Origin of the sequence: Nonomuraea glycinis, from assembly GCF_035920485.1 — a bacterium.
Taxonomy (GTDB): domain Bacteria; phylum Actinomycetota; class Actinomycetes; order Streptosporangiales; family Streptosporangiaceae; genus Nonomuraea; species Nonomuraea glycinis.
In genome coordinates this window covers 3,278,792-3,293,094 of the sequence record NZ_CP109166.1, presented here as the reverse complement: position 1 = coordinate 3,293,094, position 14,303 = coordinate 3,278,792, and the positions used below count along the sequence as shown (strand labels likewise).

Genomic DNA, 14,303 nt, shown 5'->3' with positions numbered 1-14,303 from the left:
AATCCCCGATGTCCACGTTGCCGAACCGGGCTGGTGACAGGTGTACCGGTCACCAGCCCGTCCTATGGCCGGGGCCTCCTGGACGAGGTCCTGAGGTCGGCTAGCGAACGGAGACGAAAATGGGGTTGGAGTAGAACCACAGGTCTTCCCACGGACTCTCCAGACCGTCGGCCTGTGGCTCCATCTCGTCGGTGCCGGTGCCGCGCACCCGCAGGTAGCTGTCCTGGCCCACGTCACGCAGGGTGTGCGTGACGACGTGGTCGTGGCCCTGCCGGCGCCAGTCGCCCGGACCGAACCGCGCCACCACCTTGGTCGTGGGGGTGGTGGCGGCATCGAGGTCGGCCTGTACGCCGGTGACCTGACCGACGATCAGGTCGACCCGCCGCACCTGCGGGCGGTCGCCGTTGCCGTTCTTCCCGTCGAGCGGCCGGAACCGGATCTCGACCTCGACGTCCGTGCGGTTGCGACGCTCGACGACGAGCGTCTCGCTCACCGTGGCCCGGCGGCCCCGGTTGCTCGCGGTGACGTCGAGAGCGGTGATCAGGTCGCCGGTGGTGACGAAGATCCGGCCGTTGCGCAGGGCGTCCATGACATCGCCGTAGTCCTGCCGCGCCGCCACGTAGGTCTTGCTGTACTCGCCCGGCCAGAAGTCCGAGCCGCCGCGCGTCCAGTGCACGTGCGAGTCGGAGGTGGCGGTGATCCACCAGTGCCGTCCCTCGCCCAGCAGCGAGTCCCACAGGCCGCCGACCCGAGCCGTCATCTGGTCGAACCCGCCATAGGTCGGGTGGTTGCCGTACCCGCCACGGGCGCCGCCCCTCAGCGGACCCGCCTGGTGACCTGGGGCGCCCTCGAAACCGACGTAGATGTCGGGGGCGGCGTTGTTGCCGTTACGGAACTCGCGCGGGGTGTCCTGACCCCACACGCCCAGGCCGGTCGCCGACCGGGCCGCGTGGTGGGCGATCACCAGCGGCTTCTGCCGCATGTCGCGGGCGGCCTTGAGAAACTCCACCATCTTGGCCTCGGTGTCACGGCCCGGGTCGGCGGGGAAGGCGTCGTGCTTGGCGAAGCGGCTCTCCAGCTCGAACAACTGCTGCGCCTCGTCGGCGTGGTGCGGGATCATCAGGGTGTGGTGGTCCAGCGCCGGGGCGTCGAACTCCATGCCCCAGAACTGCAGCACCTCCGGCACGAGCACGCGCGAGCGCAGCAGGTCAGGGTAGGCCTGCTCCAGGTTCACCTTCGAATGCGTCGGCCCGCCGTGGTCGGTGCACATCGCCCACGTCAGGCCGAAGTGCTTCGCCATGATCGCGTTGGTGACGATCGGGTAGACCGCGTCCGCGCCCTTGTGGAAGGTCGGCGGGTTGGTCTTGGTGTCGAACTCGCCGCTGTACTCGGAGTGGATGTGGTGGTCGCCGGCACGCCACATGCGTCCCTTGCCGCCGCCGTTGCCGAACTTGCGCTCGTCGTCCGCCTGCGCCGGCGTGCCGCCCAGCAGGGGGGCGGCCGCGGCCAGCGTCGCGCCGACACCGGCGTACTTGACCAGCCGGCGCCGTGAAAGCCCGGAGTGCTCGGACTCCTCAGCCTTCTTGTTCTTCACAGTGATGCCTTTCGTGCTGCCGTGAGGGAGGGGGCTAACCGGCGAGTGTCCAGGGGATCACTGAACGCACCATGAACGGCAAACGGGACAATGAAGAACAAAATCCACCAAAGGGCAGCAACAGCGGCCAGGTGATCGCCGCTCCTGGTGGGGTACGGGGGTCAGTGGGACCGTACGGCCTAGAACGGCAGCGCCTTAGGTCACGCAGGAGCCAAGGGTCGCTCCAAGCTTTTGTTCAGGTTGATATCTTATCGTGACCCGATGTTTATCAACTTGGCCTCACGAGAGGGCACGGCCGGGCTGCGCACCGCGGCCCAGCCGCAGCGGCCTCCGCCGGCCCCCCGGCAGGCCTGGCTGGACGCCCTGCGAGGTGTCGCCGTGCTCGTCGTGGTCTTCGAGCACCTGCTGGACCCCCTGTTTCCCGAGGTGCGGGCGAACATCAGCCCATGGTTCAACTTCGGGCAGTACGGCGTCATGCTGTTCTTCCTCGTCAGCGGCTACGTGGTGCCGGTCTCGCTCGAACGGCGCGGCAGCGTGGCCGGGTTCTGGATCAACCGATTGTTCCGCCTCTACCCCTTGTGGATCGTCACGGCGATCATCGGCACCGCGTTCGGCCTCATGCAGGTGTACGCGTCCCTGCCCGGCCAGTTGAGTGACCGTCCGGTCCTGGCCACGATCGCGCACCTGACGATGGTGCAGGATCTTCTCCAGGTGGTCAGCGTCGTCAATGTGTTCTGGACGTTGTCGTACGAGATGGTGTTCTACCTGCTGGTGACCGCGATGTTCGTCTTCGGGTGGCAGCGCGCGAGCGCCGGCACCGCGCTCACCTTCGCGACGGCGGGCGTGCTCGTCGGTGGGGTGCTGCCGGCCGGCGCGCTGTCGAGCGTTCTCGGCGGTGACGCCGTCGTGCTGATCGCGGCCGTCGTGCTGGCGGTGGGGATGGCCGCGATCCTCGGTGGCGGTCATCGCGTACGACTGTGCGGCGCGGCCACCGTGGCGGTCCTGGTCGTCGTGCTGCTGGGGGGCAACAGCCGGATCGGGGCCTGGCAGAGCCTGGCCATCGTGGCCACCATGTTCGCCGGCACCGCGCTCTACCGGCTGGACCAGGGGCAGGTCGACCGGGCCAGGACGGGCTGGGCGATCGCCCTGGTGCCCGTCGCGACCATCACCGCCGCCGTCTGCTTCGGGCCTGGCTGGGGGATGTCCGCCCAGGAGGCGCTGGAGTTCACCTGGAGCTGGTCCACCGCCGTCGCGGCGGCCTGGGTGACCTTCCTGATCGGCCGCCTGCTGCGGTCCGCCGCTTTTCCGGACGCTCTCGTACAACTCGGACTGATCAGTTACGCGGTCTACCTGCTCCACCCCCTCGCGATCCAGGTGCTGCGGCGGTTCGTCACCGACGGCTCCCCGATCCCCTGGCCGGAACGGCTGCTGTGGAGTGCGGTGCTGCTGGGAGTGGTGCTCGTCTGCGCCACCGTGAGCTACCGGTTCATCGAGCGACCGGCCCAGCGGCTCGGCCGCCGCCTGGCCCACACGGCCGCACGTGATCCACGGGCCCCGCGACTGGGGACGGAGCCGCTGGTGGACGGGCGGTCGCCCGCGCCCTGAGGGGACGCGGGCGACCGTTGCTCAGCTGACGGGCGGCCCCGCGATCGGGGTGTAGCCGCCGAACTTGTGCGGCGGCAGGACACTGGGCATGGGCTCCACGTTCAGGCCCAGGGATCCGCTCGCGAGCCGGGCCAGCAGGAACCCGGTGCCCGGCGCGTTGGGACCGGTGCCGAACGCCGCCGGGTTGCCGGTGACCGTGCCGTCGATCCGTTCGAAGCCGCGGTAGACCGCATCGGGAGAGGTCGCCTTGTTGACGTACAGGGCGTTGTCGGTGCCCCGGACGTAGAGGGCGGCGACGTTGGGCTGGGCGCTGTAGGCGATGTCGCTGGTGACGGTGCCGCCGAGGGACTTCCAGGTGTACGGGAGGGTGAACAGGTTGAGCGTCCAGAGGGCGTTGTCCGCGCCCCGGGCGGCGATGAAGCCGCCGCCGAAGATGGCGTCCTCGGCGACGGCGATGTTGCTGCTGACCTGCAGATCGCCGAGCGGTTCGAAGCCGGTGGCGCCGCCGGCGGTCACCCTGTTGACGTAGACGCGGTGGTCGGCCCCCCGGACGAACACCCGGACGGTGTCGTTCGGGAAGGCGAAGGTGCGGGCGGCGGTGATGTCGCTGGTGGCGGTGCCGCCGAGGCTGCTCCAGCCACTCCACGCGCCGCTGTTGAGGGTGTTGGTCCACACGGCGCCGTCCGCGCCGCGGGCGAAGATCCGAAGGCTGCCCGCCGGTGCGAGGTTGGGCACGATCGCCTCGACGTCGCCGGTGACCGTCAGGCCGGGCACCGTCGAGTAGCCGGAGACGGCGCCGGACGGGGTGATCGTGTTGGTGTACACCTGGTCGTCGGTGCCACGGACGAAGAAGTGGGTGCCGGTGGAGGTCACCACCACCGACGGGTCGCCGACGATCACTCCGCCGAGCGACTGGAGGGGGCCGAAGGCGGCGCCCGAGCGGGCGCCGTACAGCAGCGAGCCGTCGGCGCCGCGGACCGCGACGCCGGTCGCGGCGGGCTGGAAGGAGCGGTCGTAGGCCACGGCGGGGGTGCCGAGGTCGGGCAGGTCGGCGGCGGAGGCGGAGGACGCGGGCGCCAGAACGCCTACGGCGACGGCCAGGACGACGCCTGCTGTCAGGGTCCTGCGTAACCAGTGGGGCCGAGTCATCGAAATCCCTTCGTGGAGAGGTAACCTCCATTCGTTACCGGACCGTACGCGGATCACTGACAGCGTGAAAAAATCGTGGTCATCCCTCGGCGGGGCCCGAGCGCACGCTGAAGACGCGGGAACGCCGCCCTGCCCGTGCTCAGCCCCGCCGGCCGGGACGGTCGACGATCGCCGACGACAGCAGGGCCCTGCTCCAGACCGTCCCCTTGCGGGCGATGAGCTCGTCCCGGCCGGGCCACACCTCATCGCGCAGCCAGACCATCCGGCTGCCCAGGTAGCGGTAGGTGACCGGATCCAGGATCTTGTACTCGCGGGTGGGCCACGCATTGTCGGCTCGCTCCAGCCAGACGCCCAGCCCGCTGCGGCCGGCGGCGTCGCTCACACCCTGCTCGATCCGGACGCCGGGAATGAGCGTCAGGGCGCGGAACATGGCCGCCTCCAGTCGCGGTGGCATGGTGCCGTACTTGCTCAGGTAGAGCATGATCACGTTGTAGGCGCGGATGTTGGCAGGTGCGACGGTGTGGGGAACGCCCTTCTCGCGTGCCCCCCTGATCCAGTGGCGATCGCCAGTGACCTTGGCCAGCAGCTTCCTCGGGTCGGTCGGCAGCTCGCGGAGCTTGGCGTCGTACTGCTGCGGCGTCAGGTCGTCATCGTTCGCATCCAGCGGATTGCTCTCGGGGCTGACGTGCAGCTCGCCGTCCTTGAAGTAGGCCGCCTGCAGGCCGTCGTAGCGCAGCCAGCTCTCGCGGGTCCTGACCGTGTCCGAGTTCGGCTGCTTGTCCAGGGTCTTGGTGTAGTGCCACTGCTTCGGCGAAGGCACCTGGGCGCCCCTCCGCCTGCCGGCCACCTCGGCGGCGTCGGCCAGCACCACGCTGGAGTCGAGCCGGACGACCGGCGGCGTGCTCTCCGGGCCTGGGGTGGGCGGTTGCGGCCACAGCGTGGTCACGGCGAGCGCGGCGGCGGACCCCAGGGCCCCGATCACGAGCAGGCGGCGCCCCAGTGCCCGCCCGCGCCCCCGGATCCGCGTCAGCAGCCGCCGCCGCCCGGAGATGATCCACTCCTGGCCCGGCTCGGGGACCTCGGCCCGCCACTCGCGCAGCGATCGCAGGTCATCCATCGAAAGACTCCTCTCGGGTCGTCGCAGGGTGGGATCCGCCGAGCGCCAGGCGTGTCCTGGCTCTGGCCCGGTGCAAGCGGGATCTGACGGTGCCGACCGGGATGTCGAGCGCGCGGGCCACGTCCTCGTACGACATGTCGGCCCAGGCGATGAGCAACAGCACCTCCCGGTCACCGGGTGACAGCTGCGCCAGAGCCGCCGCCAGCCCGGCCTGCTGCGCGGCGACCCGGTCGTCGACGCGCTCGGCGTACGGCTCGGCGATCTCGTCGAAGCCGCTGCGGACCAGCGCCCGGTAGAGCCGGACCTCCACGCGCCGGTGCCGGCTGATGAGCCGGGCGGCGATGCCGTACAACCAGGGCCGTGCGTCGGGATGGCTCGTGTCGTAGTGGCCACGGCGCCGGAAAGCGGTCAGGAAGGCGTCGGAGACGATGTCGTCGGCCAGGGAGGGGCCCAGCCGCCGGGCCACGTAACGCCGCAAGGCGGGCGCGTGCCGATCGAAGAGGTCGGCGAACGCCTCCGGGACCCGCTCCGAGCGCCGGATCAGCTCGGCGTCGTCGGTTCTGCCGAATTCTTCGGCGATCACATGGTGCTCCCGTCCCTACGGAGTGGTTCGTCAGCTTTCGCCCGGACGGACAGCGCGAGTTCACGGTAGCGAAGGTGACCTGTGTCACAGAGCGGCTCGATCGACCGATCAACGCTCCACGGAGAAACGCGGCCCCGCCCGCCTGAAGCCGATCTCGTCGGATTCCTGGCGGATCACCGCTCCCCTTGAGCCGTTCGAAGACGTGTCCGGAAGTGGCGGCGAGGTGGACGGGTCTGGCCGAGTCCGTCCGCGCCCCTGTTGGACAGCACGACCGCACCGTTGTGCTGATGCCACGGGGAACGCGACCTCCCGGTCTCCCCGGTTCCCACCTCATGCACGAAGGACACGAAGGAGCAGCACGATGCGCAACCAGAACCGCCGGCCCTCGCTTCGCGGAACGCTCGCCGCACTCGCGGCCACCGCCACGGTCGCCGTCACCCTGTCGGCCGGAGCCGCCCTCGCCTCCACGGGGCAGCACCAGGTCAGGGCGGTGGACTGTCCGTCCGGCAACGTGTGCGTCTACCCGGACGCCACACAGAACGGCCAGCCGGCGAAGTACTACCGTTACGGGACCTACAACCTCAGCAACGTGTTCGGCACCCGTCTCGTCATCAACAACCAGACCGGCGGAGCCGGCTTCCGCACCTGCACGGCCTACGGCGGCCAGAACTGCGGCGCCCGGCTGAACCCCGGTAGATACCTCATCAACCTCTCACCGATCAACTCCATCCTCCTGGAGCCGTAACCTCCCGGCGCCCCGGTCAGGCGGCCCTGAGGGGCTCCGCCTGACCGGGCACCCGTACGATCACCGGCTTTCAGGACCGACCCACTCACCTGGGGGTGAGGACCTCTCGCCAGCCGCCGCTCTCGTCGCGGTCGGCGGAGAGCTGGGTCATTCTCGAACCGTCCACGCTGACGAGCACCAGTCCGTTGTTGAACTCGTCCTCGCACCTGCCCCCGCAGCCGAGCGCGATGACGTTGTCGTCGTCCGCCCAGGCGTGCAACTGCAGCACCCTCTGGCGGCCTGCGACCTTGCCGGTCCGCACCTCGGTGATCTTCGTGGGCAGCCCGTCCGGCCCGAGCGCCAGACGGCCGTCGGGCGAGATCGCCGACAGCCTCGACCACCTGGGGTACCGCTGCCCCTCGGGCGCCTGCCGGGGCTCGCCGTCGAGGCTGTAGAAGACCCTGTCGGGCGTGGTCGACGTGGGCGCCCAGATCAACGTGCCGTCCAGACTCCAGTTGAGGTCCTGACGGCCGTTCGCGTTGGTGAGCCGCTCGTCGCTCTCGAGGCCGGGCAGCGGCGGCAGCTCGTGGTAGTCCACCGTGCCGCCCTCGACGTCCACGACGTAGTAGCCGGTACGCGGGCTGTGGTCGAGCGGGAACGCCTGGTCGCCCCTGCCCTGCAGGACGTCGGGGTAGCTGGAGTAGGCGGTGGCCAGGATCCGCTTGCCGTCCGGGGACCAGGCGACGGACGCCACCTGATGCTCCAGGTCGATCCAGGTCAGGACCTCACGGGTGTTCAGGTCGAGCACGCCCAGCCGCCTGCTGAGCAGGTCGCCTTCGAGCACGGCCGCGACCTGCAACCCAGGGGCGACGTCCACCCAGACGTACGGGGTCCGCTCGTACCCGCCGGTACGCGGGTCGTACAGGGACCAGGTCCGCCGGATCCGCTCCCGGTCCGCCGAGAGCGCCTCCCGCCGGTTCGAGTAGTAGGCGGACACCGCCAGGCGGCCCGCGGCGATCAACCGGGCCGGCGGGCTGTTCTCCGCGTCGGCCCGCACGTCCGTCGGGGCGGGTGACGGCCGGGCCGGCAGCGTCACCCCGGTGGCCGGCAGCACGACGGGCGCGGGCCCGCGCTGGACGGAGACGAACAGGGCGATCCCCGCCACCATCGCCATCACGAGCACCGCCGCGCCGACGGGCTTCCAGACGCGCCTGCGTAGCGCCCGGTCGGCCAGGTCACGGGGCACCCTGGCCTCACCGGCCCACTCCTCCAACGTGTCACGCAGCAGTCGGGTCATCCGGTCACCTCCATGACCTGGGCCAGTTCTGGGGCGATCACGCGCAGGCGGGCCAGCGACCGGTGCACGGTGCTCCTGACCGTGCCGACGGAGCAGCCCAGCACTCGGGCGATCTCCTGCTCGGGCAGGTCCTCGAAGTACCTCAGCACCAGCATCGCGCGCTGCCGGGCGGTGAGCCTGGACAGAGCGGACCGCAGCACCAGGCGCAGCTCGCTCTGATGATGAAGGTCTCGGTCGGCCAGCTCGGGCGGGCTCGCCTGCACCACCTCACCGCGCCGCCCGCTCGCCCGCCACCGGCTGACCTGCTGCCGGTACATGATCTGCTTCACGTACGCCTCCGGCGCCTCCACCTTCCGCCACCTGGTCACCAGCTTCGCCAGCGCGGTCTGCACCAGATCCTCGGCCGCATGCTGGTCACCACCGGTGAGCAGGAAGCCGAGCCGCATCAAGGCGGGAGAGCGCGCAGAGACGAACTCGCGGAAACGCTGCTCGTCCGCGGCGTCCACGACCACCTCCAGAAGGATCGACATCACCCTTCCAGACGCTCCCGGCGCCCCCCGCTATGCGACCCGACCGAAAACTAGGGCGGTCTCCGCGTGAACTGAACGTCCTGGGGTCGGTACGCGTACCTCCTGGCGGCAGGTCATTTCGGTCAGCTACAGGGACTTACGAGGAGGCGTGGCCGTGCCGGTGAGGCTTGGGCAGGCAGCAATGGCAGCGGTGTTGGCCCTGGCGGTGTCGGTCTCCGCCCCCGGTGCCGCCGCGGCCGACCCGTCGCCCGCCAAGGCCAGGGCCAAGCTGGTGAAGCTGAACGAGCGAGCGGACGACCTCGTGGAGAAGTTCAACCAGGCGACCGAGACCCACAAGAAGGCCGACAAGAAGTACGACACTCTCAACGCCGAGCTCAAGAGGAAGAACAAGCAGGCCGACACGCTACGCGAGGACCTCGTCGAGACGGCGGTCAGCAGTTACCGGTCGGGCCCGTCGACGGGCTTGGAGAGGCTCGTCGCCGAGGGCGATCCTCAGGCGCTGCTGGGCAGCATGGCCGCCTTCGACCAGATCGCGCAGAACAGGGCGGCCAAACTGCGCGCCTTCGAGGCGGCCACCAAAGAGCTGCGCGATCGGCACGACGCCGCCCAGCAGGTGCTGGCCGAGGCCCAGCAGGCGCGCGACAAGGTGCGCGGGGAAAAGGCCAAGGTCGACAAGCTGGTCGCCGAACAGACCAAGCTCCTGCGCAGACTCGGCGCCTTCCGGACCGGCGATCCCAACAGCAAGGGCGTCGTGTACACCGGTCCCGCCTCCGGCAACGCCGGGCAGGCGCTGAGGTTCGCCTTCTCCCAGATCGGCAAGCCCTACCAGTACGGCGGTACGGGACCGGGCTCCTTCGACTGCTCCGGCCTCACCCAGGCAGCCTGGCGCAGCGCCGGGGTCAAGTTACCCCGCACCACATGGACCCAATGGAGCTGGGGCGCCGGCCGCCGGGTGCCTTTGGACGATCTGGAGCCCGGCGATCTGCTCTTCAGCAAGGGGCTGGGACACATGGGGATGTACGTGGGCAACGGAAAGATGCTCCACGCACCCCAGACCGGAGACATCGTCAAGGTGAGCGACCTCGACGGCTACTGGCGCACCCGCCTCCTCGGTGCGATCCGCCCCTGACGCCACCGGAACCGTGCGGACGTCCATCGACGATCAGCAGACTCCGGGCAGCGCGCATACCTTCGCCGTCATCTTGGTGGCCTTGCCGCGCAGGGTCTTGACGGCTCGCTTCTGCGGGTAGCCGAGGGAATCCTGATCTCCGGTGTAGAGCATCAGCGCGCGCCCCTTGCGCGCCACCAGGCCCGACAGCAGGGGCGACCATTCCTTGTTGAGCTTGTCGTACATCATGAGGTGTGTCAGTGCGGCCTCGTTCGCGAGTCGCGTGCGGCTCACCACCCACCGGGTCTTCCCATCGCCGTTCCAGCTGTACGGTTTGCCGCTCGGATCGGTCGCGCATCGCCTGGCGTCGGCCAACAGCTTGGTCATGGCCGCCTTGGCCGCCTTGGCGTTCCGGTAGATCACCAGTTGCTCGGCCGCGTACGACGGGGCGCTGGTTTCGTGGGTGATGGTGCGCGCGGCCGACCGGTCCGCCGTCGGAGCGCCCTTGCGCCCGCACGGATTCACCAGCAAAGGCGCGTTCGGCTTGTCGCTGATCTTCCACCACACCTCGTCTCTCTCGATCCCCTCCAGCGGTGTACGAGCGGTCTTCTCACTCAGCAGGAAATTCTGGGGAATCTGGACGGGGGCAAGGGCGAGAGACACTGCGAGGATTAAGATCATGCGAAGTTAGATGCCTGGCGGCTCGACCGGGTTCACCCGATCAGTCCGGTGGGCCGGGCACCAGGTCGAGGACGCTGTCCTCGTGTGCCGGCGCGGATGCGGGCCAGTGGTGGGCGGGTCCGGTGCAGTGGATGTCCACGGTGTCCCCTACCGCGAGGTGGGCGGTGCCGGGCAGGGTGGCGAGCACCGTCGTGCCGCCGTCCGGATCACCGGACCGGCCCTCGACGTGCAGGGTCAGCCGCCAGTCGCGACCGTGGAAACGCAGGTCCGTGACGGTCGCCCGGACGCCCGCCCGGCCGTCCGGCGCCGGGCCGAGGCCGATCTGCTCCGGGCGGACCAGCACGGTGACCGGCGTCCCCTCCCCGGGAGAGGGCTCGGCGAGGGGGATCGGGCCCAGCGCGGTGCCGGCCGTACCGGCCCGGGTGGTGCCGGGCAGGAGGTTGGCCTCGCCGACGAACCCGGCCACCCAGGCGTCGGCCGGGCGGTGGTACACCGAGGTGGGCGGGCCGGACTGCAGCACGGTCCCGCCGCGCATGACGGCGACCTCGTCGGCCAGCGACAGCGCTTCGACCTGGTCGTGGGTGACGATGACCGCGGTGGCCCCGGCGGCGCGCAGCGCCGCGCGGACGTCCTCGCGGACCTCCGTGCGCAGCCCGGCGTCCAGGGCGCTGAACGGCTCGTCGAGCAGGATCAGCGAAGGCCGGGGAGCCAGCGCGCGGGCCACCGCCACCCGCTGCTGCTGCCCGCCGGACAACTGGTGCGGCATCCGGTGCCCGTAGCCGTCCAGGCCGACCAGGGCCAGCATCTCCTCGGCGCGACCGGTGCGGCGGTCGGCGCGGTCCAGGCCGTACAGGACGTTGCCCAGCACCGACAGGTGCGGGAACAGCGCGCCCTCCTGCGGGACGATCGCCACCCGGCGGCGGTGCGGCGGGACGTGCCGGCCCGGCCCGGACAGGACCTGTCCGCCGACCCGGATCTCACCGCCGTCGGCCCGCTCGAATCCGGTGACGCACTTGAGCAGGGTGGTCTTGCCGCACCCCGACGGGCCGAGCACGGCGGTCAGCCGACCGGCGGGCACGGTCAGGCCGGCCCCCGCCAGCGCGGTCACGCCGTCGAAGCGTTTGACCAGGTCGTTGATCTCCAGGCGGCTCATCGGCGTGCCTCCCTGCCGAGCACACCGCTGCGCGCGGTGAGCAACCAGGCGGGTACGGCCGCCGCCAGCACCAGCACCACGGCGTACGGCGTGGCGGCGGCGTAGGCGGCGACGGTGGTCTTGGTCCACAGCTCGGTGGCCAGGGTGTCCACGCCGGTCGGCCGCAGCAGCAGCGTGGCGGGCAACTCTTTCATGCAGGTGAGCATCACCAGCGTGGCGCCCGCCCCGATGCCGGGCAGCGTGAGCGGGAACGTCACCGTGCGCCACACCGCCAGGGGACGGCGCCCCAGCGACTGGGCCACCTCCTCCAGCACCGGAGGCGCGTGCGCCGCCGCGCCGGACACCGCGGCGACCCCCAGGGGCAGGAAGAGCGCCGCGTACCCGAGGGCCAGCAGCCAGGTCGTCTGGTAGAGCGGGTAGGCGGCGTTGATGCCGAAGAACACCAGCGACAGTCCGATCACGACGCCCGGCAGGGCATGGCTGAGGTAGGCGAGCCGATCCAGCAGGGTGCTGGCCCGTCCCGGGGCGCGGGCGGTGAGCAGCCCCAGCGGGAGGGCCAGCAGCATCGTCAGCGCCGCTCCGGCGGCCGACAGGGAGAGCGAGGCGAGGGTCGCGGCGGCGACCTCGCTCCAGGCGCCCGGCCTGGACACGCCGTTCACCAGCCGCAGGCCCAGGGCGAGGGCGGGTACGCCGAGCGCCAGGGCGGCGACCCCGGCCAGAGCGGTGACCGCGGCCCAGCGGGCCGGCCCGAGCCGCAGCCGGGACGGCGGGCGGGCCGCGCCGCCGAGCGAGGCGTACCGGGCCCGGCCGCGCCGGTCGAGGGTGAGCACCAGCACGGTCATCAGGAGCAGCACGGTGGACAGGACCAGCGCGCCGGTGCGGTCGAAGCCGAGCTCGAAGGCCACGAACACGGCCCGGGTGAAGGTGTCCGTACGCAGGATCGAGACCGCGCCGAAGTCGGACAGCACGTAGAGCGCGACCAGCACCGCGCCCCCGGCGACGGCCGGGCGGATCTGCGGGAGGGTGACGGTGGCCAGCACCCGCGCCGGGCCGCGGCCCATCGAGCGGGCCACCTCCTCCTGCGCCGGGTCGGCGATGGTCAGCGCGGCGGCCACCGGCAGGAAGACGTAGGGGTAGCTGCACAAGGTCAGCACCAGGGCGGCGGCCCAGAACCCGGCGAAGCCGTCCACGGTGGAGACCCAGGAGAAGGCCGCGATGTAGGTGGGGATCGCCAGCGGCAGCCCGGCCAGCACGCCGAACACCCGCCTGCCCGGCAGGTCGGTGCGGGTGACCAGGAGCGCCGTACCGACGCCCACGATCAGGCAGCCGGCCGTGACCACCGCGGCCAGCCCGAGCGTGCGTACGGCCAGCGCGCCCACCCGGGGCGTGAGCAGCTCCGCGGCGATCCGCGCCGGGCCGGCCTGGCCGGTGCGCACGAGCAGGTACACCACCGGGATCAGCGCCACGGCCACCGCCACCACCGAACCGGCCAGCAGCACGGGACGGCGACGGACGGCGCCGGGCCCACGCCGGACCGGGCGCGTGGCGGTGCTCACGCGCCCGGCGGGCTGATCCGCGGTCCGGGCGCCGGTCAAGGAACCAGGCCCGATTCCTGGATCATCGCGATGGTCGTGTCGAGCCGGTCGAGGTCGTTCAGGTCGACGGCGGGCACCTTCAGCTCGCTCAACGCGGGCGCGTACGCCGGGGCGGGCGCGCCGGCGACGACCGGGTACTCGAACGTCTCCTCGGCGAAGTAGGTCTGGGCCGGCACGCCGAGCAGGTAGTTCACGAAGGCGAGCGTGTCCGCGTCCGCCGCGGCCTTCTTCAGCACACCGACGCCGGCCACGTTGACCAGCGCGCCGGAGTCGCCGCCGGGGAAGAAGTGCAGCTTCGCCTTCATCTGGTCGGGAGTCTTGCCCTGCTCCTTGGCGATCTCGCCGAGGTAGTAGTGGTTCACCAGGCCGACGGCGATCTTGCCGCTCTCGACCTCCTCCACGATGGGGCCGTTGCCCTCGCGGATCTGGGGGTCGTTGGCCTTCAGCCCGGTCAGGAACTCCTTGGCCCGGGCCTCGCCGTGCTGGACCGCGATGGCGGTGATGTTGGCCTGGAAGGAGGCGTTCGTCGGCGCCACCCCGACCTTGCCCTTCCAGTCGGCTCCGGTCAGGTCGAAGATGGACGCGGGCAGCTTGTCCGCCGCCACCAGGTCGGGGTTGTAGATCAGCACGCGCGAACGGGCTGTCACGCCGACCCATTCGCCGGACTTGGCCCGGTAGGCGGCCGGCACCTTGCCGGTGACGTCCGCGCCGAGCGGAGCGAACAGGCCGGCCTTGGCCACCGCGCCGAGGGCTCCGGCGTCCTGCGCGAGGAACACGTCGGCCGGGGAGCGGTCGCCCTCCTCGACGAGCTGGGTGGCCATGGCGGCGGTCGCGGCGTACCGGGCTTCCACCGCGATGCCGCTCTCCTGGGTGAAGCGGTCGAGCAGGGGCTTGACCAGCTCCTCGCTCCGCCCGCTGTAGACGGTGATCTTCTTGTCCGAGGCGGCCGAGGCGGCGGGTCCTGGGTCGCTCTGAGCGCCGCAGGCGGTCAGAACGCTCAGCCCGACCGCGGCGACGAGAGCGCGCGCGAGGGTGGTACGGAGAGCGAGCACGGTAGTTCCTCAAAGTCGTCGGGGGTGAGCCCGCCCCCAGGCTCTGCTGTATTCCGGCTCAAGTTAGCATAGCCTCACCTAACTACCACCAGGGGGTAGCACCACCCCGGCGCAC

At 71.0% G+C, this 14,303-nt stretch carries 13 protein-coding genes; 3 read left to right on the top strand and 10 right to left on the bottom strand.

Features of this window, described 5'->3' with window-relative positions; genetic code table 11:
• Positions 1 to 100 precede the first annotated feature (100 nt).
• Positions 101 to 1,594, bottom strand: coding sequence for a CehA/McbA family metallohydrolase domain-containing protein (locus OHA68_RS15455; protein WP_327108256.1), 1,494 nt, complete (start codon positions 1,592 to 1,594; stop codon positions 101 to 103).
• A 261-nt stretch (positions 1,595 to 1,855) separates the two neighbouring features.
• Between OHA68_RS15455 and OHA68_RS15450 the strand changes: the two genes are divergently transcribed.
• A complete protein-coding gene (locus OHA68_RS15450) occupies positions 1,856 to 3,199 on the top strand; it encodes an acyltransferase family protein (protein ID WP_327108255.1) in 1,344 nt (447 codons plus the stop codon).
• Between the two features lie 21 nt (positions 3,200 to 3,220).
• On the opposite strand, the gene OHA68_RS15445 is transcribed toward OHA68_RS15450, so the two are convergent.
• The 3 genes from OHA68_RS15445 to OHA68_RS15435 form a co-directional block, all read right to left on the bottom strand.
• Positions 3,221 to 4,348, bottom strand: a complete 1,128-nt coding sequence (locus OHA68_RS15445; protein WP_327108254.1) for a hypothetical protein — start codon at positions 4,346 to 4,348, stop codon at positions 3,221 to 3,223.
• Positions 4,349 to 4,487: 139 nt separating this feature from the next.
• Positions 4,488 to 5,465 carry a CU044_5270 family protein gene (locus tag OHA68_RS15440; protein ID WP_327108253.1) on the bottom strand — a complete coding sequence of 326 codons (978 nt, stop codon included), beginning with the start codon at positions 5,463 to 5,465 and terminating at the stop codon, positions 4,488 to 4,490.
• A complete protein-coding gene (locus OHA68_RS15435; RefSeq protein WP_327108252.1) occupies positions 5,458 to 6,048 on the bottom strand; it encodes an RNA polymerase sigma factor in 591 nt (196 codons plus the stop codon). The genes OHA68_RS15440 and OHA68_RS15435 overlap by 8 nt, the downstream gene beginning before the upstream one ends.
• A gap of 361 nt (positions 6,049 to 6,409) precedes the next feature.
• Between OHA68_RS15435 and OHA68_RS15430 the strand changes: the two genes are divergently transcribed.
• Positions 6,410 to 6,793, top strand: coding sequence for a hypothetical protein (locus tag OHA68_RS15430; RefSeq protein WP_327108251.1), 384 nt, complete (start codon positions 6,410 to 6,412; stop codon positions 6,791 to 6,793).
• An 85-nt stretch (positions 6,794 to 6,878) separates the two neighbouring features.
• Here the strand turns inward: OHA68_RS15430 and OHA68_RS15425 are convergent, their stop codons facing one another.
• Positions 6,879 to 8,069 (bottom strand): hypothetical protein, encoded by a 1,191-nt coding sequence (locus tag OHA68_RS15425; RefSeq protein ID WP_327108250.1) that lies wholly within the window; start codon positions 8,067 to 8,069, stop codon positions 6,879 to 6,881.
• Positions 8,066 to 8,599, bottom strand: coding sequence for a SigE family RNA polymerase sigma factor (locus OHA68_RS15420; RefSeq protein WP_327108249.1), 534 nt, complete (start codon positions 8,597 to 8,599; stop codon positions 8,066 to 8,068). The genes OHA68_RS15425 and OHA68_RS15420 overlap by 4 nt, the downstream gene beginning before the upstream one ends.
• A gap of 181 nt (positions 8,600 to 8,780) precedes the next feature.
• Between OHA68_RS15420 and OHA68_RS15415 the strand changes: the two genes are divergently transcribed.
• Positions 8,781 to 9,728 (top strand): C40 family peptidase, encoded by a 948-nt coding sequence (locus OHA68_RS15415; protein WP_327108248.1) that lies wholly within the window; start codon positions 8,781 to 8,783, stop codon positions 9,726 to 9,728.
• Positions 9,729 to 9,761: 33 nt separating this feature from the next.
• Here OHA68_RS15415 and OHA68_RS15410 read toward each other — a convergent pair whose 3' ends face one another.
• Genes OHA68_RS15410 through OHA68_RS15395 form a run of 4 tightly spaced genes read right to left on the bottom strand, consistent with a single transcriptional unit; the run spans position 9,762 to position 14,188 of the window.
• A complete protein-coding gene (locus tag OHA68_RS15410; protein ID WP_327108247.1) occupies positions 9,762 to 10,388 on the bottom strand; it encodes a hypothetical protein in 627 nt (208 codons plus the stop codon).
• A 40-nt stretch (positions 10,389 to 10,428) separates the two neighbouring features.
• Entirely contained in the window at positions 10,429 to 11,541 is a 1,113-nt protein-coding gene (locus OHA68_RS15405) for an ABC transporter ATP-binding protein (RefSeq protein ID WP_327108246.1), read from the bottom strand.
• Entirely contained in the window at positions 11,538 to 13,097 is a 1,560-nt protein-coding gene (locus OHA68_RS15400) for an ABC transporter permease (RefSeq protein WP_327108245.1), read from the bottom strand. Before OHA68_RS15400 ends, OHA68_RS15405 begins: the two co-directional genes overlap by 4 nt.
• A 35-nt stretch (positions 13,098 to 13,132) precedes the next feature.
• Complete coding sequence (locus OHA68_RS15395; protein WP_327108244.1) at positions 13,133 to 14,188, bottom strand: extracellular solute-binding protein; 1,056 nt, start codon at positions 14,186 to 14,188, stop codon at positions 13,133 to 13,135.
• Positions 14,189 to 14,303: the final 115 nt, after the last annotated feature.

Bases quoted from the DNA above. Each gene is read 5' to 3' on its own strand.
- OHA68_RS15450 (WP_327108255.1), top strand. From the start codon at position 1,856: ATGTTTATCAACTTGGCCTCACGAGAGGGCACGGCCGGGCTGCGCACC.
- OHA68_RS15445 (WP_327108254.1), bottom strand. From the start codon at position 4,348: ATGACTCGGCCCCACTGGTTACGCAGGACCCTGACAGCAGGCGTCGTC.
- OHA68_RS15440 (WP_327108253.1), bottom strand. From the start codon at position 5,465: ATGGATGACCTGCGATCGCTGCGCGAGTGGCGGGCCGAGGTCCCCGAG.
- OHA68_RS15430 (WP_327108251.1), top strand. From the start codon at position 6,410: ATGCGCAACCAGAACCGCCGGCCCTCGCTTCGCGGAACGCTCGCCGCA.
- OHA68_RS15425 (WP_327108250.1), bottom strand. From the start codon at position 8,069: ATGACCCGACTGCTGCGTGACACGTTGGAGGAGTGGGCCGGTGAGGCC.
- OHA68_RS15420 (WP_327108249.1), bottom strand. From the start codon at position 8,599: ATGTCGATCCTTCTGGAGGTGGTCGTGGACGCCGCGGACGAGCAGCGT.
- OHA68_RS15415 (WP_327108248.1), top strand. From the start codon at position 8,781: ATGGCAGCGGTGTTGGCCCTGGCGGTGTCGGTCTCCGCCCCCGGTGCC.
- OHA68_RS15410 (WP_327108247.1), bottom strand. From the start codon at position 10,388: ATGATCTTAATCCTCGCAGTGTCTCTCGCCCTTGCCCCCGTCCAGATT.
- OHA68_RS15405 (WP_327108246.1), bottom strand. From the start codon at position 11,541: ATGAGCCGCCTGGAGATCAACGACCTGGTCAAACGCTTCGACGGCGTG.